Source organism: Streptomyces sp. SAS_270 (assembly GCF_052543295.1).
Genome location: NZ_JBMNDS010000086.1, coordinates 1 through 22989 on the forward strand (window position 1 = coordinate 1; position 22989 = coordinate 22989).

17 protein-coding genes and 1 pseudogene are annotated in these 22989 nt (G+C 70.7%); 4 read left to right on the forward strand and 14 right to left on the reverse strand.

The window, feature by feature from the left end:
* Positions 1-2095, forward strand: a 2095-nt coding sequence (gene helR / locus ACN6LB_RS37950) for an RNA polymerase recycling motor ATPase HelR (RefSeq protein WP_445029827.1), incomplete at its 5' end; no start/stop codon positions are given.
* 85 nt (positions 2096-2180) lie between these two features.
* On the opposite strand, the gene ACN6LB_RS37955 is transcribed toward helR, so the two are convergent.
* Complete coding sequence (locus ACN6LB_RS37955) at positions 2181-3026, reverse strand: helix-turn-helix transcriptional regulator (RefSeq protein WP_445029828.1); 846 nt, start codon at positions 3024-3026, stop codon at positions 2181-2183.
* A gap of 101 nt (positions 3027-3127) precedes the next feature.
* Here ACN6LB_RS37955 and ACN6LB_RS37960 point away from each other — a divergent pair, with 101 nt between their 5' ends.
* Positions 3128-3835, forward strand: a complete 708-nt coding sequence (locus ACN6LB_RS37960; RefSeq protein ID WP_445029829.1) for an SDR family NAD(P)-dependent oxidoreductase — start codon at positions 3128-3130, stop codon at positions 3833-3835.
* A gap of 83 nt (positions 3836-3918) precedes the next feature.
* Here ACN6LB_RS37960 and ACN6LB_RS37965 read toward each other — a convergent pair whose 3' ends face one another.
* The 7 genes from ACN6LB_RS37965 to ACN6LB_RS37995 all read right to left on the reverse strand — a co-directional run bounded on the left by ACN6LB_RS37965 (position 3919) and on the right by ACN6LB_RS37995 (position 14405).
* Positions 3919-5670, reverse strand: coding sequence for an RICIN domain-containing protein (locus ACN6LB_RS37965; RefSeq protein WP_445029853.1), 1752 nt, complete (start codon positions 5668-5670; stop codon positions 3919-3921).
* A gap of 148 nt (positions 5671-5818) precedes the next feature.
* Positions 5819-7996: a beta-galactosidase gene (locus ACN6LB_RS37970; protein ID WP_445029830.1), complete on the reverse strand. Its 2178-nt coding sequence runs from the start codon at positions 7994-7996 to the stop codon at positions 5819-5821.
* 26 nt (positions 7997-8022) lie between these two features.
* On the reverse strand, positions 8023-8958 hold the full coding sequence (locus tag ACN6LB_RS37975; protein WP_445029831.1) for a carbohydrate ABC transporter permease: 936 nt from the start codon (positions 8956-8958) through the stop codon (positions 8023-8025).
* Complete coding sequence (locus tag ACN6LB_RS37980) at positions 8955-9872, reverse strand: carbohydrate ABC transporter permease (RefSeq protein ID WP_445029832.1); 918 nt, start codon at positions 9870-9872, stop codon at positions 8955-8957. Before ACN6LB_RS37980 ends, ACN6LB_RS37975 begins: the two co-directional genes overlap by 4 nt.
* Before the next feature lies 1 nt (position 9873).
* The gene (locus ACN6LB_RS37985) at positions 9874-11259 is read right to left on the reverse strand and encodes an ABC transporter substrate-binding protein (RefSeq protein WP_445029833.1); all 1386 of its coding nucleotides are present in this window, start codon (positions 11257-11259) and stop codon (positions 9874-9876) included.
* Positions 11260-11566: 307 nt separating this feature from the next.
* Entirely contained in the window at positions 11567-12703 is a 1137-nt protein-coding gene (locus ACN6LB_RS37990; protein WP_445029834.1) for a LacI family DNA-binding transcriptional regulator, read from the reverse strand.
* Positions 12704-12947: 244 nt separating this feature from the next.
* Positions 12948-14405 carry an RICIN domain-containing protein gene (locus ACN6LB_RS37995; protein ID WP_445029835.1) on the reverse strand — a complete coding sequence of 486 codons (1458 nt, stop codon included), beginning with the start codon at positions 14403-14405 and terminating at the stop codon, positions 12948-12950.
* Between the two features lie 596 nt (positions 14406-15001).
* Between ACN6LB_RS37995 and ACN6LB_RS38000 the strand changes: the two genes are divergently transcribed.
* Positions 15002-16246: an MFS transporter gene (locus ACN6LB_RS38000; RefSeq protein ID WP_445029854.1), complete on the forward strand. Its 1245-nt coding sequence runs from the start codon at positions 15002-15004 to the stop codon at positions 16244-16246.
* Between the two features lie 69 nt (positions 16247-16315).
* On the opposite strand, the gene ACN6LB_RS38005 is transcribed toward ACN6LB_RS38000, so the two are convergent.
* Positions 16316-17209 carry a PfkB family carbohydrate kinase gene (locus ACN6LB_RS38005; RefSeq protein ID WP_445029836.1) on the reverse strand — a complete coding sequence of 298 codons (894 nt, stop codon included), beginning with the start codon at positions 17207-17209 and terminating at the stop codon, positions 16316-16318.
* Between the two features lie 116 nt (positions 17210-17325).
* On the opposite strand from ACN6LB_RS38005, the gene ACN6LB_RS38010 reads away from it, so the two are divergent.
* Positions 17326-18312: a glycoside hydrolase family 43 protein gene (locus ACN6LB_RS38010; RefSeq protein ID WP_445029855.1), complete on the forward strand. Its 987-nt coding sequence runs from the start codon at positions 17326-17328 to the stop codon at positions 18310-18312.
* A 280-nt stretch (positions 18313-18592) separates the two neighbouring features.
* Here ACN6LB_RS38010 and cpt read toward each other — a convergent pair whose 3' ends face one another.
* The 5 genes and pseudogenes from cpt to ACN6LB_RS38035 all read right to left on the reverse strand — a co-directional run bounded on the left by cpt (position 18593) and on the right by ACN6LB_RS38035 (position 22786).
* Complete coding sequence (gene cpt, locus ACN6LB_RS38015) at positions 18593-19126, reverse strand: chloramphenicol phosphotransferase CPT (protein WP_445029837.1); 534 nt, start codon at positions 19124-19126, stop codon at positions 18593-18595.
* Between the two features lie 60 nt (positions 19127-19186).
* Positions 19187-19381, reverse strand: coding sequence for a hypothetical protein (locus ACN6LB_RS38020; protein WP_445029838.1), 195 nt, complete (start codon positions 19379-19381; stop codon positions 19187-19189).
* A 152-nt stretch (positions 19382-19533) separates the two neighbouring features.
* Positions 19534-20361 carry an SDR family oxidoreductase gene (locus ACN6LB_RS38025; protein WP_445029839.1) on the reverse strand — a complete coding sequence of 276 codons (828 nt, stop codon included), beginning with the start codon at positions 20359-20361 and terminating at the stop codon, positions 19534-19536.
* Positions 20362-20403: 42 nt separating this feature from the next.
* A pseudogene (locus tag ACN6LB_RS38030) lies at positions 20404-21108 on the reverse strand (helix-turn-helix domain-containing protein); the annotation flags it as partial.
* Positions 21109-21811: 703 nt separating this feature from the next.
* Positions 21812-22786 (reverse strand): alpha/beta hydrolase, encoded by a 975-nt coding sequence (locus ACN6LB_RS38035; RefSeq protein ID WP_445029840.1) that lies wholly within the window; start codon positions 22784-22786, stop codon positions 21812-21814.
* Positions 22787-22989: the final 203 nt, after the last annotated feature.

The following is a 22989-nucleotide window of genomic DNA, read 5'->3' on the forward strand; positions in this document are numbered from 1 at the left end:
CGGGCAGCGGGTCGCCGGCGACGAGCAGCACTTCGCGGCCATCGCGGAGTGCCTCAAGCAGGCCATCGCCGAACTGTCCGACCGCCTCGACGACCTGCGCAAGGCGCCCGGCGGCATCGGCCAGGAGGCGATGGACCGGGACATCGAGGTCCACCGGCTGACCGCCCGACTGCGTACCCTGCGCCGCTTCGGCCTGGACCTGTGCCTCGGACACATGGTGAGCGCGGACCACCCCGAGCCCGTGTACGTCGGACGGCTCGGCCTCACCGACAGCGAGGGGCGTCGGCTGCTGGTCGACTGGCGCTCCCCGGCGGCCGAGCCGTTCTTCGGAGCGACCCACGCCAACCCGATGGGCCTGGCAAGCCGACGCCGCTACCGCTGGACGAACGGCCTGATCAGCGACTACTGGGACGAGGTGTTCACCTCGGACGGGTTCGCCGGGCACGCCGCGCTCGACGACCAGTCCGCCTTCATCGCCAGCCTGGGCAGTGACCGCTCGCCCCGGATGCGGGACGTGCTCGGCACCATCCAGGCCGACCAGGACGCCATCATCCGCGCGGGATCCCGCGGCGCTCTCGTCGTCGACGGCGGTCCGGGCACCGGCAAGACCGTCGTCGCCCTGCACCGCTCCGCCTACCTCCTCCACTCCGACCCTCGCCTCGGTCACCGCCGCGGCGGCGTGCTCTTCGTCGGACCGCACCGGCCCTACCTCGCCTACGTCGCCGACGTCCTGCCCAGCCTCGGCGAGGAGGGCGTGCAGACCTGCACCCTTCGAGACCTCGTCACCGAGGGGGCCGCAGCAGCGATCGAGGCCGATGAGGACGTGGCTCTCCTGAAGTCCTCCGCGGACATGGTCAAGGCGATCGAGACCGCTGTCAGGTTCTACGAGGAGCCGCCCACCAAGGGGTTGACGGTCTCGACGCCGTGGTCCGACCTCCGACTGAGCGCCGACGACTGGGCCGTGGCGTTCGAGGCGGCGGAAGGTACTGCGCACAACGAGGCACGCGATCAGATCCTGGAGGAGCTGGTCACGCTGCTGGTGGACAAGTACGACGGGGACACCTCGCCCGACCTGGTCAGCAAGGCGCTGCGGCAGAGCAGGGAGCTGCGCACGGTCCTCAACCGCGCGTGGCCGCTGATCGACGCGGCCGACCTCGTCGGGGACCTGTGGTCGGTCCCCGCCTACCTGCGCAAATGCGCTCCCTGGCTCAGCCGTGACGACGTACACAAGCTGCAGCGCGAGGACACCCAGGCCTGGACGGTGTCCGACCTGCCGCTCCTGGACGCGGCACGGCAGCGGCTCGGCGACCCGGAGTCGGCACGACGCAAGCGCCGGCACGAGGCCGCCGTCACCGCCGAACGCGAGCGCATGGCCAGGGTCGTCGACGACCTGATCGCGGTCGCCGACGACGAGTACGGGACAGGTCTGGTGACGATGCTGCGCGGCGAGGACTTCCACGACGTCCTGGTCGACGAGAGCGCCATGCCCGGCGCCGACCCGGACCTGCTGGCCGGCCCGTTCGCGCACATTGTCGTGGACGAGGCCCAGGAACTGACCGACGCGGAATGGCAGATGCTGCTGCTCCGCTGCCCGTCCCGGAGCTTCACCATCGTCGGGGACCGCGCGCAGGCCAGGCACGGGTTCACGGAGTCGTGGCAGGAACGGCTCGAACGGGTCGGGCTCGACCGGATCAACCTGGCTTCCTTGAACGTCAACTACCGGACGCCGGAAGAAATCATGGCGGAGGCCGAGCCGGTCATCCGGGCCGCACTCCCGGACGCCAACGTGCCGACGTCCATCCGCAGCAACGACATCCCCGTCGTCCACGGACCTGCTGCGGACCTCAGCCCCGTCCTCGACACCTGGCTCGCCGCACATGCCGAGGGGATCGCCTGTGTCATCGGCGATCCCACCTTCCGGCCGACGACCTCCCGCGTCCGGTCGCTGACCCCCCAGCTGTCCAAGGGGCTCGAGTTCGACCTGGTCGTCCTCATCGACCCGGAGAGGTTCGGCGAGGGCATCGAAGGAGCGGTGGACCGCTACGTCGCGATGACCCGAGCGACCCGACAACTCGTCATCCTCACCACTTCGTGAGGTCGGCGATCTGTCCTTGCGCGGCGCTCAGCGTCAGCGGATGCCCGATTCTCGCCCAGCCGGACGAGATGAAGGAGAGGCTCCGCTAGCGTTCCCCGGCCAGGCTCTGGGTGCCGAGCACGGAGATCAGCGCCAGCTTCTGGGCCGCCTCGGTGCCCGGTTCGGCCGAGTAGACCAGGATGTGCAGGTCGTTGCCCTCCACCCGGAGCAGGTCGCAGTCGAGCGTCAGCAGGCCCACCTGCGGATGCTCGATCGACTTGCGGGAGGCCTCCAGCCTGCCGACGACACCCTCGTCCCACAGCTCGGCGAAGCGCTCGCTCCGGGTGCGCAACTCCGCGATCATGCGGTGCAGTTGCCGGTCGGCGGGATAGCGGGCGGCGGTCGAGCGCAGCTCGGCGACCATGCCGACCTCGAAGGCCCGGTGTTCCTCCGGTGTGTGCCGGACCCGGGTGGGCCGGCCGGTGAAGTTCCGCCACACACCGTTGAGTTCGAAGCCCCGCAGGCCGGACGGATCACCCATCAACGCCGCGTACATCGGGTTCGCCACCAGCAGCGTCATCGCCGCGTCGGAGACCCCCACAGGCGTGTCCACCAGCCGGTCCAGCAGCCGCTGCACACTGGGCGTGAGGTACCCGGGCACCACGTCGGGACCCGGCGACACCAGCTCCGCCAGCCCGTACAGATATCTCCGCTCGTCCCCCGACAACCGCAGCGCCCGGGACAGCGCCTCGACGACCTGCCCGGACGGGTTGGACGCCCGGCCCTGTTCGAGGCGTGTGACGTAGTCGACCGAGATCCCGGCCAGCAGAGCCAGCTCCTCGCGCCGCAGCCCCGCCGCGCGCCGGTGTCCGCCGGCCGGCAGACCGGCCGAGTCGGGGGAGACCCGGTCGCGCCAGCGCCGCAGCGCCTGTCCGAGTTCCGTCGCCGTCATGCCCCCAGTGAACACCGTCGGACGGGGATGTGCCTGGTACCCGCAGTCCCAGGAAGAAGGGTCTTCTGGCTGTCCGCGCAGCGGCGCCGGAGGCTGGACGCATGACGACAACACTCATCACCGGAGCGAACAAGGGTCTTGGCTTCGAGACCGCCCGTCGACTCGTAGCAGCAGGTCACACCGTGTACGTGGGGGCTCGCGACGCCGAGCGCGGACGCCGGGCCGCCGAACAGCTCGGCGCCAGGTTCCTCCACCTCGACGTCACCGACGACGCCTCCGTCGAGGCCGCCGCCAAGGCTGTCGAGGCCGGCGGCGGCCTGGATGTGCTGATCAACAACGCCGGGATCGAGACGAGGGGCGAGGGCAACAGTGTGCCCACCGCCGCGACCGTGACCGCCGCCCAGATGCGCAACACCTTCGAGACGAACGTCTTCGGCGTCGTCCGTGTCACCCACGCCTTCCTGCCGCTGCTGGAGCGTTCGGCGACCCCGGTCGTGGTCAACGTCAGCAGCGGCCTGGCCTCGCTGACCCACCTCTCCGATCCGGACCACCCCGCGCACTTCTACCCGGGCGTCGCCTACCCGGCCTCGAAGACGACGGTCAACACGCTGACCGTGCAGTACGCGAAGGCCTACCCGAGCATGCGGATCAACGCCGTCGAGCCCGGCTTCACGAAGACGGACCTCAACGGGAACACGGGCGTCCAGACCGTCGAGGAGGGGGCCGAGATCATCGTCCGCATGGCGCAGGTGGGTCCCGACGGGCCCACCGGAGGCTACTTCGACGCCAAGGGCGCACTGCCCTGGTGAGCCACAGCTGAACGAGCCGGGGCGCCGCCCCACATTACCGTCTTCGTAGCCCTGCAACAGGGCAGATCATGCGGGCCCGGAACCTACCGAACGAGCTCCCAGTCCTGCGAGCCGTCCGCGACCGCGTTCTGCAGGGTGAGGGGCGCGCCGGCGGAAGCGCCGGTCAGGTACAGGCTCGTGTTCTTGACGGCCTGCAGCCGGTAGAACCCGTCGCCGGCCTTGAGGAGGTTCCAGCTGCCGGTGTCGCTGTTGTCGACCCACTGGCCGATCCTCTGTCCGGCCGTCGCGTTCCCGGTCCAGATGGCCGCGGCACGGCCGCCCGACTTGTTCAGGAGGGTCTTTCCGCCGTTGGGCTCGGTCACGACGTGCCAGTACTGGGTGTCCGGGTTCGCCGCCGAACCGGGGCTCTCCAGTACGACGTCGGGCACGTCCGCGTTGCCGGTGTTCGCGTCGTTGGTGTGGTTCCCGGTGCCGATCACCTGGCCGGTCCTGCGGTTCACCAACTGGTAGTAGGCGCCGTTCGAACGGCCGAGATCAACCTCGGCGTAGGCGAGCGTCGAGGTGCCCTGGTTGTTGAGTACGGCGATGCGGCCGGTGCCCTTGACGTACTGCAGGTTGCGGCTGTAGCCGGCCGGCGAGGTCGTCTGGTACTCCTTCCACGCGCCGTCACTGCGTCCGCTGTCGTTGACCCAGACGTTGCCGCTGCCGGCTGCGTTGTAGACCAGGCGCCCGTCGGGAAGCCCGATGACGACCGGGCTGCCGCCCGTGGCGAGCGGGTGGGAGCCGGTGGCAATCGGCAGCGAGGTGATGCTCTCCCCGGTGGGGGAGCCGCGGTAGAACTCCAACGGGTTGTCGGCGACGCGGTATCTGACGTTGGCTCCGCCGCCCCAGTACTCGTAGGTGAGCAGCCACTTGCCGTCCGTCGTCCGCACGACGTTCGTCATGCCCGGCCGTCCGCCGCCGAGTTCCGTCCTGCCGGCGCCCATGTCCTGGGTCAGGCCCGCGAGGTCGACGACGGGAGAGCTCCACCGCGCACTGCGGCCGTCCCATGTCCGGTGAACGAGGATCTGGCCGAGCGAGTCCTTGGCGGTGTCGTTCGCGGGGTCCGGTGTCGGGACGCCGGTGGCCGGATCGAAGCCGGCGTAGTCGTTCTCGTCCGAGTAGTAGCAGATGAGCCGGCCCTTGTAGACCATCAGATAGGGCTCCCAGAGGGGGTCCACCTGCTTGTTCGTGTTCGCGGCGGCGATGTTCTGGCCGGTCGCGCCCGCGCTGCCGCCCTGCCAGCCGCCTGTCGCGACGACGTTGACCACCTTCCACGTCGTGCCTTCGTCGGTGCTGGAGTACAGGGCGATCGCCAGGTCGCTGCGGTCTCCGTCGTTGGACGGCGTCCAGTTCGGGTCGGCTGCCTTGTGCTCCTTGTAGTAGTGGTCGTCACCCGACACGACACTCGCGAGAAGCAGCGTGCCCCGCTTCAGGGCTCCGACGTCCTGCGGAAGCGTGTACAGGTACGGGTTGGTCCAGTTGCTCGTGTACTTCGCGTACTTGGGGTCGCGGGAGAGATACGCCGGGGCCTTGACCTCGGACAGCGGCTGCCACGTCGTGCCGCGGTCGTCGCTCTTGTAGACCGGGAGAGTCTGCCGGTCGGCGCTTCCCGTTGCCGGCACGACTGTGGACTTCTCGAACGACGCGACCAGACGGCCGCTCGGCAGCTGCGCCGACTTCGGGTAGATCGCGCAGTTCCCCCGGCCCTTGAGACAGGGCTCGTTCCCGAGTTGGTAGAGGATCCCGCCCGTGGGGTCGTATGCCTGCGCACTGGCCATGGGTACGGCCAGCATCGCCGATGCCGCGACGAACGTTCCCAGCGCCTTTCCCAGGGTTCTCTTCTGCACAGCCTCTCCTTTGAGGTTGGTGGTTGAAGGGTTGACGGTTGGTCGCCGTGATGCCTGGCCGACCGGGTGAAGGGGTGATGTCGTTGGGCCCGCCCTAAGCCGCCGGGTTGTCCGCGTCGGTGCTGAAGTCCGCACCGGCGAACACCCGCACGTCCCATGGGCCGAGCTCCAGCGCGGCGCCGGCGGGAACGAGGGAACCGCCGTCCAGGACGTCGGTCAGCCGCGCCGGAGCGGGGATGCGCGTCGGCTCCCAGCTCCAGTTGTGGATCACGTGGACGCGGCGGCCCTCGGGGGAGGTCCCGGTGGTCGCGGTGACGGTTTCCGGCAGGTCGCGCCAGCCGCTGTTCGCCAAGGGGGCGAGCCACTCGGCCAGCGCCCGCGCCAGGCCCCGGCCCGGTACCGTCCCGACGCACGTGATGCGGCCGGCACCGTGGCCGCGGGTGGTGACGGCGGGCCAGCGGCCGAAGTGCGGGTGGTCGTACGCGGCGAGCACCTCGGCGTCCAGGACGGTCAGTCCGTCGGCCCAGTGCGTGGCGGTCGCACCCTCGGGCAGGTCGAGCGGACCGCCGGGGGTGGCGTCGACCGGGAGGTCGCGCACCAGATTGCTGAACTCGTCGTACGTGACGCCCGCGGCCTCGGCCAGGCGTCCGGGCGCCGGTTCGAGCCGCGCCCTGGCCTCCTGGTCGGCGTACGCGGTGCGCGGGCCGAGCACCAGGTGGCCGCCCGCGTGTGCGTAGGCGGCGAGCCAGTCGATCGTCGCGTCGTCGGCGACGTACAGGGCCGGTGCCACCAGGACCGGGTGGCGTCGTACGGCTTCCTCGGGTGTCATCCCCGCCTGCTCGCCGCTCGGGTCGTGCAACTGCCGGGCGTGGACGATGCGGACCTGGCGTCCCGCGTCGAAGGCGCCCCGGTAGAAGGGGTCGAAGATGCGGTGGTAGGCGGCGGGGTCCGGTTCGCCGTCGGCGGTCGCCAGAGGCGGATACTTCTGCATCAGCCACTTGCTCGGCGTCGAGTAGACCATCGTGATGTCGGCGTCCGGTTCGAGGCCGGCGACCAGTGGTCCGGCGGCCTCGAACTCGGCCCCCAGGCGCGCCAGTTCGGCATACGTACGGCCGGGCCGGCCGCTGTGCGGCAGGACGCCGCCCCAGTAGGTCTCCGCGCCGAAGCGCAATGTCTGCCACTGCCAGTACTCGATCATCCGCGCGCCGCGCGCCACGTGCGCCCAGGCGGTCTGGCGCCACTGGCCGTCGTAGCCGGGGCGGTTGTCCCAGGGGAAGCCGATGGAGCTCGCGTTGGTCTCGGTGACGAGGAACGGCGCCTGACGGGAGGAGAACATCCAGTCCGCCGTCTGGTACATGGACCAGACACCGGTCGTCTTCCAGATCTGCTCGTGGTGGTCGGGTGTCGGGTCGGGGAGCAGCAGGCCGTCCTGCATGTCGTAGTACGGGTTGCCCGACGCGATGTCGAGGCGGGCGGACAGCTCGTCGTCCGCCACGCCCTGGCGGGTGTAGGAGATGCACGTGGTGACGAAGTGCTCGGGGTGGGCGTACTCGCGCACGAGGTCGGCCTGCCAGCCGATGAACTCGGTGACCTGGCGGGCCTGGAACTCCCGCCAGGCGACGTCGTACTGGGGCTGGTTGTTGCCGTCCGGGGTCCACAGGTCGGCCCAGGTGGACAGGCGGTGCGACCAGTAGACCAGGCCCCACTCGCGGTTGAGGGTCGTGACGTCGCCGTACTTCGCGCGCAGGTGGTCGACGAAGCGCTGGAAGACTCCGTGGTTGTGGAACAGGTGCAGGCCCGGTTCGTTGTCCACCTGCCAGCCGATGACCGCCGGGTGGTCGGCGTACCGGGCGACGACCTTGCGGATCACCCGCTCGGCGTGGAAGCGGAAGGCCGGGTGGGTGAAGTCGGCCTCCTGCCGGCCGCCCCAGCCGATGCGCTGCCCGGTTGCCTGCTCCCCGGCGATCTCCGGGTACTGGCGGGCCAGCCACGGCGGCACGGCGTACGTGGGTGTGCCGAGGATGACGGAGATGCCGCGCTCGTGGGCGCCGTCCAGGACGGGCTGCAGCCAGTCGAGGTCGAAGCGGCCGTTCTCCGGTTCCCAGGTCGACCAGACCGACTCGCCGACCCGGATCACGTTGAAGTGGGCCTCGGCCATCAGGTCGAGGTCGGTCTTCAGCCGTTCGTCGGGGCGCAGTTCGGGGTCGTAGGCGGGCGTGTACTCGTGGTAGTACGCGGCCCCGAAAAGGACGTGGGCGGGCAGATCCGCCATGAAGGGAACCTCCGGTGAAGAGTGGGTCACTGCTTGACGCTTCCGGTCGCCAGACCGCTCTGCCAGTAGCGCTGCAGCAGCAGGAAGGCCACGACGAGGGGGACGATGGAGATCAGGGACCCGGTCACGACGAGCGCGAGCAGGTCGCTGCTGGCTCCGGCCCCGCCGTTCTGCGCCTGGGCGGCCCAGGACGACAGACCGACCGTGATGGGGTACAGCTTCGGGTCGTTGAGCATGATCAGCGGCAGGAAGTAGTTGTTCCAGGTCGCCACGAGCGTGAACAGCACGACGGTGACCAGACCGGGTGCCAGCAGCCTGAGGACGATCCGGAAGAAGATCCGGGCCTCGCCGGCCCCGTCGATCCGGGCGGCTTCGAGGACGCTGTCGGGGACGGCGTCCTGCGCGTAGACGCGCATGAGGTACAGGCCGAAGGGGTTGACCAGCGACGGCAGGATGACCGCCCAGGGGGTGTTGACCAGGCCCGCCTTCGCGAACAGCAGGTAGGTCGGGATCGCCAGGGCGGTGGCGGGGACCATGACGGCGCCGAGGACCAGGCTGAAGGCCGCGCGGTCCCCGCGGAAGCGGAACTTGGCGAACCCGTACCCGCCGGAGGCGGCGAGCAGCGCGGCGCCGACTGCGCTGACCACGGCGTACATCACCGTGTTGAGCAGCCAGTGGACGAAGACGCCGTCGTCCTGGGTGAACGTCGCCTTGACGTTGGTCAGCAGTTGAGGGGTGTGCGAGAACCACAGGCCGAAGCTGTTGAAGAGGTCCTGGGTGCTCTTGGTGGAGGCGATCAGCAGCCAGAACAGCGGCAGCAGGAAGTAGGCCAGGACGGCCAGCATGGCGATCGTGAGCGGGGTGCTGCGGCGATGGGCCGACGGCTTCCGCCGCGCGCGATGTGCGGTGGGAGCCCGGGGCGGCGCCGGGGCGGCAGTGGCCGGCGGCGATGTGGTCGTCACGGTGTCCTCCTGCGGTTGGCGGTCAGCAGCACGGCGTAGGAGGCGATGACGATGACCAGGCCGAGGAGGAAGGAGACCGTGGCCGCGTAGTTGAGCTGCTGGCCGGTGAAGGCGAGGGAGTAGGCGTACAGGTTGGCGGTGTAGGAGCTGCTGATGACGTCCGGCGCGATCTTCATCAGCAGGTTCGGCTCGTTGAAGAGCTGGAAGCTGCCGATCACGGAGAACAGGACGGTCAGCAGCAGGGCGGGCTTGAGCGCGGGAAGCTTGATCGACCAGGCGACGCGCCAGGCACCCGCGCCGTCCATCGCGGCGGCCTCGTACAGGTCCTGAGGGATGGTCCGCAGGGCCGCGTACAGAATGATCATGTTGTAGCCGACGAACTCCCAGGTCACGATGTTCGCGAGGCTGCCCAGCATCCAGCCGTCGCTGAGGAAGTGCGGGGCGGGCAGGTCCAGCTTGCGGCTGAGCTGCGCGAAGGGACCGAAGTCGGGGCCGTACAGGTAGCCCCACATGAGCGCGGCGACCACACTCGGGACGGCGTACGGCACGAAGATGCCCAGCCGGATCACACGGGCCAGCCTCAGCAGACCGCTGTCCAGCGCGAGGGCGAACAGCAGGGCCAGCAGCAGCATCAGCGGGACCTGGAGCACGAAGAACTCCGCGACCCGCAGGACACCGTCGTGCAGGAGGGGGTCCTTGACGGCCTTGACGTAGTTGTCCAGGCCGACGAACACCGTTCCGCCGATGAGGCGTTGCTGGAAGAGGCTGAGGTAGGCGGCGTAGCCGAGGGGGGCGAGGAAGAGCAGGGCGAAGAGGACCAGGAACGGTGCGACGAACAGGGGTCCTGCCGAGCGGTGGCCCGGCGGCCCGGCTCGTCGCCTCGGGCGCTTGGCAGGTGCCGCGGTGGTGGCCATGTCAGGCTCCCTTGACCGTGAAGCCCTGGTTCTTGGCGTACGTGGTGATCCGCGACTGCCATGTGCCCAGCGCGGTGACGGTGTCGGACCTGCCGGCGAGGGACTTGCCGACCGTCTCGGTCCAGTCGGTGGCGACCTGGTCGAGGAACGGGGGCCACTGGAAGTCGGGGGAGACCGTGTCGCTGATGCCGGCGAACACCTGGTTGACCTTCTGGCCGCCGTAGAAGGCGGGCGCGTCGCCGGCGAAGTCCGCGTCGGCCAGCATGCTCTTGGTCGCGGGGAAGAAGAACTGCTTGGTGGCGAACAGCTTCGCGCTGGCGGGGTCGCTGTTGAGGAACTGCGCGAACATCGCCGCCGCGACAGCGTTCTTGGTGTTCTTGAGGACCGCCGTGGTCGAGCCGCCCCAGTTGCCCGAGACCGGCTTGGCGGCGTCCCACTGCGGCAGCGGCGCGGCACGCCACTTGCCCGCGGTGGACTTCGCCGAACCGGACAGGAAGGCCGGGCCCCAGGCCGCCGTGAGCCAGGTGGCGTACTTGCCCTTGTTGAACCCGGAGTACCAGCCCTCGGTGAAGTCCGGGTCGGTGCTGATGACCCCTTCCTTCGCCAGGCCGCCCCAGAACTTGCCGAGCTTCCGGGAGATCGCGTCGTCGACGCTGATGGACAGGGTGCTCTTGCCGGAGGTCGTGTACGGCTTGGCGCCCGCCTGCCACAACAGGCCGTGCCAGGCCGCCGGTTCGTTCGCCGACAGGTTGGTCAGATACACGTCCGGGTCGGCCTTGTGGAGCTTGCGGGCCGCGGCGGCGAACTCGTCCCAGGTGCCCGGCACCTGGATGCCGTGCTTGTCGAAGATGTCCTTGCGGTACAGCATGCCCATCGGGCCGGTGTCCTGCGGGATCGCCCAGACCTCGCCGCCCGGACCGCTGACCTGGCCCCAGGTCCAGTCGACGAACCTGTCCTTGAGCGCGGAGGCGCCGTACGGGCTCAGGTCGAGAAGGCTGCCCGTGATTGTGAACGTCGGGACCGCCTGGTATTCGATCTGCGCCAGGTCCGGGGCGCCGGTGCCGGCCTTGAGGGCGGTACGCAGCTTCGTGTAGTGCGCCACGCCCTGACCGGCGTTGACGACCTTGACCTTGATCGCCGGGTACTTCTTCTCGAAGAGTGCGACCTCCGCGGCGATGTTCGGAACCCATGTCCAGAACGTCAGCTCGGTCGGCGTCTTCATCGCCTTGTCGATGTCGGCCTGACTGACCGGCTCGGCCGAGGTGGTGCTGCCGGTGTCGTCCCCGCCGCCGCACGCGGACAGGGCGGCGCCGAGGGACACCGCCCCGGTGGCGGTGAGGAACAGACGGCGGCTCATGGCGGACGGGTGGGTGAAGGATCTGGGCATGGTGAACTCCGGCCGATGGCGAAGGGAACGGCGCACCTGGCGAGGGCGCGACGCACGGGTGAGGGAGGGAGAGTGATACGGGTGAGGAGGGGAGAGCGGTGCTCTCGCGTCAGAGCTGCGCGGATGTGGCTACCGGGGCATTGGGGTCGCCATGTTCAGGTGCGGTCCGCGCGGGGTGTGTCCGGCGCACGCCGAGCGTGCGGCGCGGCGGGAAGTGCACGGTGGGTTGGGTGTGCCACCCGGGGCTGAGAAGTGTTGAGCAGGAGAGAGCGGGGAGAGGATCGGAGAAGGGCGCGAGGGGAAGGGATCAAGGGCGAGGAGATGGTGCGTCCGTGACGGGAGGCGCATGCGCCCCGCCGAGCGAACGCGAAGCCGCGCGGCGCCCGCGCCCCTGAGCCTTCGTGGGCGGCGGGGGAGCGGTCGAGGAACGGACGATGAGGTCGACCGGCGGGTCGTTCGCCGGTGGCAGTTCCACGTCCGGCTTCTCGATGGCCTGCACGAGAAGCCGTAGTCCCTCCTGTGCCACGGCGTCGAACGGCTGACGCACGGTGGTCAACGGAGGGGTCACATAGGCGGCGACGGGGATGTCGTCGAAGCCGACCACGCTGACGTCTTCCGGTACACGCAGACCGGCTTCCGTCAGCGCCCGCATCAGGCCGATGGCCATGTCGTCGTTCGCGGCGAACACCGCGGTGACCTCGCCACCGGCGGCCAGTTCGCGGCCCGCCGAGTAGCCGGACGCGGCCGACCAGTCACCCTCCAGGACGGGCGGCTGGTGCCTGCCGTGTGCCGTGAGGGCGGCCCGCCAGCCGGCGAGGCGGTCCCGCGCGGCGAACCAGCGCTGTGGGCCAGTGATGTGATGGACCGTCACATGGCCCAGGTCCAGAAGGTGTTCGGTGGCCGCGCGGGCCAGTGACTCGGACCCGACACCCGTGGCGACCGCCCGGGGCCCGGCCAGTGCTGCCGGTGCGCCCAGGACCAGGACCGGCACGTCGACGCCGAGGGAGGCGGCACCCCCGTCCCCCTCGTCGATCGGTTCGGAGACGACGATGCCGTCCACGCCCTGTTCGAGAAGGGACTCCACGGCACCGGCAACGCCTCCCGGGTCGCCTTCCAGCGTGTTGACCACCCGCAGGGCATAGCCCGCGTCCCGGGCGGCCCGCTCGATGCCGATGAGCAGCGAGGCGGGACCGTACAGGGCGGTGCCCAGCGCGACCACGCCGATGGACCGGGTCCGGCCGGAGGCCAGTGCCCGGGCCGCGTTGTTCAACCGGTAGCCGAGTTCTTCGGCGGCATGGAGAACACGTTGACGCGCCTCGGTGGAGACGTACTGCTCCCCGTTGAAGACCCGGGACACCGTCTTCTGGGAGACCCCTGCCAGCCGGGCCACGTCCACACCGCGCGGCGCGGCGGAGCCACCGCTCCGTGCCTCTCCTCGCGCCATGGTGTCTCCCTGTGTTCGACGGCCTGAATCCTAGCGAGTCACCAGCCGGTCGCGTGTGTGACTGCGCTGTCATGACTGCGCAGTCATATGTACGCACCGAAAGCGGACCCGTCAAGGGTTCGCGCAGGAATCCATCGTTCACGGGCGGCAACGGGAGGCGGGTTTCACCGCAGACCGGTGTCACCACGCAGTGGGGCGTCAGTCCGGACGGGTGCCACCGTTGCCCGGTGACACCCGTCGGTCGTCACGTCCTCGAACGGTGCGTCGAGGTGGGGGAGGCGGAAGCGTGCCGCGCTTCCGTGTCCTCGTGATCCCCAAGCACCCAGCGCTGGGGGCCCGAGCCGTCGCGGTCCGCCACGACCACGTGAGCGTGCCTTCTGCCGGACTTCGCGGCCAGGGCAAGATCCTGGCTCCGGCGGAGCAGGAGTTCCCCGCTGCCGGTCAGGATGTACGCCGCCTCCCCCGCGTGTACGGCACAGGGGGCGACCCGGACGCTTCGGGCCTCGGGGTCGGCCGTCAGGCACAGGGCCGGGTCGGCGGTGCTGCGCAGCACCCCGTCGAACTCGTACGACCACTGCTGGGACCCGGCCGACGAACACTCCGTCAGCCGGATGCCCGTGCCGGACGACGACCGGCCGACCTTGATGGCCAGACAGCGGCCGGTGGCGACGTTGCGCAGACTGCCCTGGGTGCCGGCGCCGGGTTCTGCGAGAGAGGCGCCGGCCGCGGACGCGGTGGCCGGCAGCCCGGTGGCGCCGGGGCGGGGGAAGCCGACGGCGGGGATGCCCCAGGTGGCGCTGGGTCGGGGGAGCCCGTCGTCGTCGGACCAGCCGTGGGCCGCCAGGACAGCTGCCAGCAGGGCGAGCGAGGCGAGGCCGACGGCGACGGCGGCGGCCGTGTGCCTGCGCTCGGATGCGGTGCGGTGTCGGCCGGCCGGGGCCGGGGGTGCCGGTGCCGCGGCCGGCTCCGCTGCGGGCGACCACGGTTCGAGGGCGCCGCGGCCGGGCCGTGAGGCGAGATAGCGCCGGCCGCCCCAGCCGAGTACGGCATCGGCCAGAAGAAGCCCCAACCCGCCCTCGAAATGGCCGAGTTGATCGGCGGCATACCGGCAGTGGGCGCACTGAGCCAGATGCTGTTGCACATCAGGGAGCAATGTGCCGCCGCGGCGGATGGGTACGTCGAGAAGACGGTTGTAGAAGCGGCATTCCGGGGACGGTGCGAGTTCCTTGTGTGCGCGTACCAGGCCCACCCGGAATTGTTCGCGAACCTGCTCGGCGGCGACCCTTGCGGTAGCCGTGTCAATTCCGAGCAGACCGGCGGGTATGTTTATGGGTTCCGCCTCGACCTCGGTATGCCAGAGAAGGCATTGGGCGGCACCGGGCAGTGCGGTGAAGGCGCGCTCGGCGAGCCGTCGACTCGCGGGTGCTCCGGGCTTCGCCGAGTGCAGACCACGGCCGCCGGTGGGTTTGCGCAGTTCTGGTATGGCTGCGCATATTCCGTCATCCGCGGCCCAGGTGCGGACGGTCTCCCGGACCGCCACCAGTAGCTGCGGCCGCAGGGCGCCGCTGGGCGGCGTGCCGCCCGTGAGCCGGCCCAGTACCTGGTGAAAGGCGCTGGTGGCGACGAGTTGGGCGGTAGGGGTGGCGGAGGCCAGGCAGAGCAGTGCGTAGTCGCGGGCGGGCAGCCAGTGTCGGGCCAGCAACAGGGCTACCGCATAGTGCCGTTCGCCGTCCTTGCCGCGGAGTTGGACGACGAGGTCTCGATCCGACTTCCCAGGGACAGGCCCAGGGCGGGGCGGGTACGGCGGACGTGGGGGGTAAACGGACTGCACGGGACCAATTCCTTTCCATTCGCAGGGCGGCATGCGAAATGACGTCCTGTCGGAAAGCGGGGGGTGATTGGTGCATACCTTAAGAGGCGGTCCTGCCGACTGGTTCTGGCCTGGACCGTCCCAAGGGGAGGCTTACCTTTGCACACGCGCCTCACGCGAAACAAGAACTTCGACTGACCCATCTTCAAAGTCCTCGGCCTATTGAGATGTTACCGGCGGTATCCGTACTCGCATTCGACGCAAGGGGTACGGGGCGGTCAACTTGTGCACGTGACAGGCCGGACAGCGCACCAAATCTCCAATGGCCGTTGTCGTCGCCGCGGGCGCAGGCGCGGGGCTGTGCCGTCACGCTTCGGCGGACGGAGGAGGCCGTGTCGCGTCCGGTCCCCGGACCCCGATCCGGGCCGCCACGGATCCCTGACCATGATGGTGCGATGGCCATTCAACCGATCAGCAGTACACGGCAGATGCCCGCGGGGCTCGTCGCGCTCGCGCTCGGCAGTTTCGGGATCGGCCTGACCGAGTTCGTGATAGCCGGGCTGTTGCCGCAAGTGGGGCGGAGCCTGTCGGTGTCCGAGGCCGCCGCAGGATGGCTGATATCCGGGTACGCCCTGACGGTCGCGGTCGGCGCCATGGTGGTGACCGCCGCCACCGCCGCTCTGCCCCGCAAACCGGTGCTCGTCGGGTTGGTGGCGCTGTTCGTCGTCGGCAATCTGCTGTCCGCCGTCGCACCGAACTATCCCGTGATGCTGGGCGGACGCGTGGTCGCGGCCCTCTGCCACGGCTCGTTCTTCGGTCTCGGCTCGCTCGTCGCCCGGCGCATGGTCGCTCCCGAACGGGCGTCGAGGGCGGTGGCCGTGATGTTCGCCGGCCTGACGGTCGCGAACGTGCTGGGCGTACCGTTCGGCGCCCTGGTCGGTGAACGGTGGGGCTGGCGCGCCACGTTCTGGGCGATCACCTGCATCGGAGTCGTCGCTGCGGTCGCCATCGCCGTGTTCGTGCCGGGCTGGGCCGGCGCCGTGAACCGGCGTCCTCCGCCGGGTTCCGGCACGGCCACCGGCCGGACCGACGGGCTGCGCGGCCAACTGCGCGCCTTCCGCTCGGGGCAGGTGTGGCTGACCCTCGCCGCCACCGCGCTCGGCTACGGCGGGATGTTCGGCGCGTTCAGCTATCTCGCCTACACCTTCACCGAGGTCACCGGGTTCTCCAGCACCGATGTCGCCTGGCTGCTCGTCGTGTACGGCAGCGGCCTCGTCATCGGCAACGTGGCCGGAGGACGGGCCGCCGACCGCAATCGCGACCTCACCCTGATCGTTTCCCTGGCCGGTCTCGGCGCCACCCTCGCCGCGTTCGGGCTGCTGGCGGCCAGCCCTGTCGCGTCTGTCGTCCTGGTCTTCCTGACAGGGGTGTTCGGGTTCGCCAGTGTTCCCGGCATGATCACCCGGGTCACCGACCACGCCCATGGGGTGCCGCTCGCCGCGAGCGCCAACGTATCCGCCTCCAACGTGGGCAACGCCCTGGGCGCCTGGCTGGGCGGCCTCGCCATCAGCACCGGACTCGGCTACACGGCTCCGCTGTACGTCGGCGCCGTCATCGTCCTGATGGGGCTCGCCGTGATGACGGTCGCGGCACGTCGATCGGATCGGTCGGGGTCCGGGAGCGTCCCGGACCTCGGGCTCGCCCAGGACCCGGCGTCCGCGGACCGACGGTGAGACAGGGCCGTCCGCGCGGCGGACGTGGTCGGGCCCGAGGGCTGCTTTCGCACCACCGGCCGCCGCGCGTCACTCTCCCCGCATCCAGGCCCGGGTGCCGAACGAGGCGCACGCCCGCGACGCCACGGCGGCCGCGGCGCGAAGGGCCTCGACGAAGCCGGGTGCCGTCAACTCGCCCTGAAGCGCGAGGTGATAGGTGAGGGCGCCGTGCAGGACGTCACCCGCGCCCAGGGTGTCCGCGACCCGTACGGCAGGCACGTCCACCGTGCCGCTGTCGTCGGGGCCCGCCCACACGAGAGGCTGTCCTCCCCGGCTGACCGCCGACCAGGCGACGCCGTGCTCCCGGAGGAACCGCAGGGTGTCCGCCGGAGTGATCGCACCGGGCGGGTGGAAGTCGTCCGAGCAGACGGCCACGTCGATCGACGGCAGCAGGCTCTCCGTACCGGCCTTCCAACTGCCGCCGTCGAGAACCGTCCGACGGCCGACGGCACGCGCGGTGCGGGCGGCAGCCATGGCCAACTCCATGTGGTGGCCGTCGAGTTCGAGGATGTCGCAGGCCGCCACCGACGCGTCGAGATCGTCGGGCGGGCCGAGCCGGTACCCCGTCGCATTGGTCGAGGCGACGGCACGGTCCCCGCTGGAGGCGGTCACCAGGATGGAGGACACGGCGGGCGGATCGACCGACTCGGCGGCCAGGTCCGACACCATCACACCCAGGCGGTCGAGGTCCGCGGCGACAGCAACTCCCAGCGGATGGGAGCCGATCGCGGTGAGCAGCGTGGCCGCGCCGCCCAGGTGGGCGAAGGCCGCGGCGGCGTTCGCGGCGGGCCCGCCTGCCGCCACGGTCTGATCGCGAGCCGTCACCTTCTCGTCGGACCCCGGCACATGGTCCAGGAGTTGGATGACATCCAGTGTGCACAGCCCGACGAACAGACCCACAGGGCGTGCCCGCGCCGTCGTCACTCCCGGCCTCCGTCCCGACACCGTCAAGGTTTCCCCACTCTTCCCGCCGAATCGTCGGCGCCGCGCCAACGTATGCTCCGACCGTGGCTGAGACCGAACTCCTGCGGCTTCCCGACATGCCGCTGCACGATCCGTTCATCGTCGCCGACAGCGACACCCGCACCTACTACCTCTACACGTCCAACGAACCGTCCGTGTCGGGCGTGGACGGCATCGGCACGATGGTCTACCGCAGCCACGACCTGCGTGACTGGATGCGCCCCGTCGTTGTCTTCCTGACCGCCGAACAAAAGGGAATCTGGGCGACCGACGGAGCGTGGGCGCCCGAGGTGCACGCCTGGGGTGACAAGTACTACCTCTTCACCACGCTGCACAACGAGGACGAAAAGCTCCCGGTGCCCCCACCGAACCGCTGGGGCACGCCGTTCCAGGTCCCGAACCACCGACGCGGCACCGTCACCGCCGTATCCGACTCGCTGCTCGGCCCGTTCACGGTCGTCGACCCCGCACGGCCCACCCCGCCCGAGAACCTCATGACCCTCGACGGCACGCTCCACGTCGACCCCTCCGGACAGCCCTGGATGGTCTACGCACACGAGTGGCTGCAGACCATCGACGGAATCATGGAAGCGATCCGCCTTGCCCCGGACCTCACCCGGACCATCGGCGAACCCGTCTTCCTGTTCAAGGGCTCGGACGCACCCTGGCTCAGCGAGCAGATCCCCGGCGGCACGCCGCATCAGCTCCCGCCGTACATCACCGACGGACCGCAGCTGCACCGCGCCCCCGACGGGTCCCTGCTCATGCTGTGGTCGACGTACGAGAAGAACGTGGCGGGCAGGGACGGCACGATCAGCGGCGGCTATGTGCAGACCTACGCCGTCTCGGAGTCCGGCGACATCACAGGGCCGTGGCAGCAGCGCCGGCCGTTGGTCCGGGACGACAGCGGGCACGGCATGCTGTTCGCCTCCTTCGACGGCAGGCTGATGATGGTCCTGCACCGTCCCTTCGGCAACGCCCGGGGCAAGCTGTACGAGATGCAACTCCATGGCCACGAGCTACGGGTGCTGCGCCAGTGCACCGATCTCGACGGCGGGGAATGACAGCGGCCCGGCGAACGACAGCGGTCTGACGAGGGCTCGGCAGTCGTCTCCGGCCCGCTGCCGACCGGGACATACCGCCGTTCACGTGCTCATGAGCTCACCTGAGCCGCTCGGTGCGGCCCCTCGCGGGCTGCCGTACCGGGGAGGCAGAAACCGGATGAGAACTCGTACATGTCTCAGGTGGGCGCCGCCCTTCTCGCCGCGGTCGCCGACGAATTGGTGCTGAGTGTCCTGACCGTACGCAGTGTCCGGTGTCGTGGTCGTCGCGTGGCGGGGGCGATCAGCTGACGTGTGCGGCGATGGTCCGGGCGCACTCCATCGGTTCGGCGTGGGTGGTGTCCACCTCCAGGTCGTAGGCCATGCCTCGGTGGACCATGTCCGCCTGGGCCGCGGCCATTCCGATGACCCGGTCGCCGCGTGCGACCTCACGGTCCGCGGCGACCGCACTGTCACACCGCACGCCGACCCAGAGCACCCGCAGTTCGCCCAGGGCCTTCTGCCATCGCTGCTGTGAGTCCGCTCCGCCGAGGAAGACCTCGTCGACGATGACCCTGGCGCCCGCGCGGGCCATCGCGGCGACCCCCTCGATCCAGGCGGCCTCCAGCGTCCGGAACTCCGGCCCGACGATCACCTCTCCGTCCGGGGCGAACTCGATCCCGGCATCGGATGCCCGCATGGAGGCGGGCATCGCATCGACCAGCGTGTCCGTTCCCAGGGCCAGCCACGGGTTCGGCAGGACCGCCTGCAGGCACCGGACGATCCCGGACTTCCCGGAGCTGGAACCACCGTTGAGAACGATCACCTCAGTCGTCATCACGTCAGAGTAGAGGCGTCGCGGCAACGCTCGAAAACGGATTTCCGTGATCGCCGTACGTCACCTCACCACCCTCGCCAGGAGCGCCGTGAGGTCGGTGAGGAACTGGAGCCAGGGGCGGGCCCGTTCGGCCCGTCGCCCGAGCCGTCGGCCCCAGCCGACCGACAGCCCGTCCTCACGCCGCCGTAGCGCTCGGTCCCGTACGCGCTGTAAGCCCTTGATTCGCCGCGTTCCGATCCGTTTGCGTCGCGTCATGCCGGGACGTTAGCCGGGCCGGGTGCGGCGGCGCAGGGCATGGGGCCACCAAATCGGGCGGACGGTTATTGGCGGTAACACGCAGGTGCACACGGATCGGACACATCAACAAGCGTGCGACAGGGGCGAGTTGAGGCTGGCGTCTGTGACACTCAAGCCCCCTGGGCGAGGAACCGGCGGGCGCCGCGCAACGTGGTGTGCAGCTTGCGCTGGGTTGCGCGACTGTCGAGGCGCACATCGAGGGCCCCGGGAAGCGCGCTGTCCGCCCGTAGACCTGTCGGCAGTCGGGAGGCGTCGAGCCCGTCACGCCTGGCGATGAGGCGTCCGAGTTCATACCGGCTCACGGCGTCGGCTCCTGCCAGATGGTGGATGCCGTTCGCCTCGCCGGATGCGAGTTCCAGCAGGGCGGCTGCCAGGTCGGCGACATGCACGGGGCAGCGGATGTCATCGGTGAACAGGGCGCCGTTGCGGGTACCGGCCGCGAGGTCGTGCACCGCGCGTACGTGTGTGGACCGCCGGTCGCCGATGATCAGCGAGGTGCGCGCGACGACGGAGTCCGGGTGCGAGAGACGAATCGCGGTCTCCGCTGCGGCCTTTGCCGCGCCGTAAGGGGTGACGGGGTCGGGGAGGCAGGATTCGTCGTAGTGCACGCGGGCGCCGGAGAACACCGCGTCGCTGGACACATGGACCAGGCGGCAATCGTGCTTCGCCGCGGCCATCGCCAGACGGACAGGGCCTTCGGCCGTGATCGCCCAGTCGGATCCGCCGCTCGTCGCGTTGACGACGACGTGCGGGGCGGACTCGGCCAGCACTGCTTCGACACGCTCGGGATCGCGCAGGTCGAGCGCGTGCCACGTGACCTCCGCCGCCTTGCCGGGCCTGGTCGCGAAGGTCGCGGCCGTCGGGTGCCCGGCCGCTGCCGACTGGCGGACCAGCTCACTGCCCAGGTAACCGCTGCCGCCGATGATCAGGATCGTCATGACGTGACACGGTAGGGGATTTGCGAGCCGCTCCCTCTGAGGTCAAGGGCGGGACAAATTCCGCATTGTCAGGGCCAGTTGCAGGCGCAGGCGGCCCTGCGGGGTGCGGATGGGCCAGCCGAGCAGGGTTTCGGCGTGGGTCAGCCGGTCCTGCAGGGTGGAGTGGTGGACGTTGACCTCGGTGGCGGCTGCCCGCAGGCTCGCCGTCGAGGCGACCGCGCGGAGGGTGACGAGCATCCAGGGCGCGGCGGCCGCGGCGGCTTCGAGGGCGTGGACGTCAGGAGGCGGCTCGGCCCCCGGCGTGACGAGGGTGGCGAGAAGGGCGATGCCGCCGAGTTCGTCGGCATGGACCACGCGCGGGCCGGGATCCTGCGCGGTGCCCTCGGCGGTGAACCGCAGGGCCGTGCGGGCGGCGGTCCAGGAACGGGGCAGGTCCAGCACCGGGACGGCCGGACCGACCCCGAGACGGCCGATCGGCGGCAGCTCGGCATCCGGATGCGCCGCGGCGATGCGGGGCGGCCCGACGAGCGGGGCGAGCGCGCGTGCCCGGGTGCCGGGATCACCGGTGTCGAGGCCGAGATGACGGGCCGCGTGCAGCCGGGCCTGCTCGGATGCGGTGGGGTCCAGGACGGTCTCCACCAGTGCCGGGTCGTCTGCACGAGCCGCGGGGGCGCGGCCCCGGGTGCGGTCCAGGACGAGCCGGATGGCACCCGCGGCCCGCTCCAGGATGACGGCGTCGACGACGCTGAGGGTGAGGGCGGCGGACGGTTCGGGGTGGGTTCCATGGGGCGCTTCGGGCCGGGCGGCCGGTCCGGGTCCAGGTCCGGGTCCGGATGGATCGACCGCGTCGTGCGCGACGGCAGATTCCGGCGACGCCTCGGCGACTGCTTCGGGCAGCGAGCGAGCGGACGGGGCGACGGTGATCCCCTCGCCTGTGCCGCGCGGGTCGGCAGCCCGTGCGGGGGCCAGTTCCTGGCCCATGTCCCGCACACCGTCGACGCGTTCGGCCCCGACCGCGCCGACCGCGCCGACCGCGCCGACCGCGCCGACCGCGCCGACCGCGCCGACCGCGCCGACCGCGCCGACCGCGCCGACCGCGCCGACCGCCATCTCCGCCGAACCCGCTTGCCCCTCGCTCCGCTCCAGCCAAAGTGCCGGAGCCCCGTCCGGTCTCAGTGCCGCGGACGGCCAGGTCGGATCCGGTGGAGCGTCGGTGTCGCGGCGTATGCCGTCGGGTTCGACGCGGACGTGGACGCGTCGGTCGGGGTCCGCGAGGCGGGCGGGGCAGCCGGCCAGTACGGCGGCGCCGCGGACCAGTGCCTCCAGGCCGGCCCGGGCCTCGGACAGCCGGTCGAAGTAGGCGATGACCCGAACGGCGGCACCGGCGTCCGGATCCAGCGCGGTCAGGCGCCCTGCCAGCTCTCTCATACGTCCATGGTGCGCTACCGGGTCACTCTCCGAGCAGCCGCCGTAGCCACTGAATCCGGGCCGCCCGGGCCGTCTGCGACAGCGCGGCCTGCGGGGCGAAGGCGTCGAAGCCGTGGAAACCGCCGGGCCACACATGCAGTTCTGCGCGCCCGCCGGCCTGCCAGAGGCGCGAGGCGTACGCGACGACCTCGTCCCGGAACGTCTCCGCGGAGCCGACGTCGAGGAAGGTCGGCGGCAGCCCCGTCAGATCCTCGGCCCGGGCCGGTGCGGCGTACGCGGGTACGTCCGGGCCGCCGCGCCGCTCGCCGAGGAGTGCGGTCCAGCCTGTCTCGTTGGACGTACGGTCCCATATGCCGATGCCCTCCATCTGCCGCACGGACGGGCTGTCGTTGCGGTCGTCCAGCATCGGGCACATCAGGACCTGGCCGAGCGGCCGCGGGCCCCCGCGGTCGCGGGCGAGCAGGGCCAGCGCGGCGGTCAGGCCGCCGCCCGCGCTGGAGCCGGCGATCACGATCCGCTCGGCGTCGCCGCCGACCTCCTTGGCATGCTCGGCCGTCCACAGCAGTCCGGCGTAGACGTCCTCCACGGCGGCCGGGTAGGGGTTCTCCGGCGCCAGCCGGTACTCCACCGACACGACGACGGCGTCCAGCTCCTTCGCCCACTCCAGGACCACGTCCATGCCGAACCGGTTCGTGCCGAGGATCATGCCGCCGCCGTGGACGTGGTAGACGACGGGACGCGGGTCGTCGTGCACCGGCGCGGCCGGACGGCAGATCAGCAGCGAGATGTCGGGCGCGCCCGCAGGGCCCGGCACCGTCCGGTCCTCGACCTCGAAGGCACCGCCCCCGGTGAGCGTCTCGTCGGGCGGCAGCAGGGCGCCGACGCCTTCCCTCGCGACCGGGAGATGGTCCAGCGTGATGGCGGGAGGGACCAGCTCGCCGACCAGCTCCAGGGCGGCGGCGAGTTCGGGGTCGAACGGGGGCGGGACCAGGGGCATGGTTACTCCTCGAACGGGGCGGGTGCCGTTCCGGCGGCTCGTACGGTCATCGTCGGCGCCCCGCCCCGGGCGCGGACGCCGCCGTACGGCGGAAGTGTCCCGCCATCCGGCGGGTGGCCGTCGCCGCGGCCCCCGAACGTCGTGGCTCAGTATCGCTGTCGCCATCCGGCCTTCATGGCACAGGCCCGCTGTGACAGCAGGTC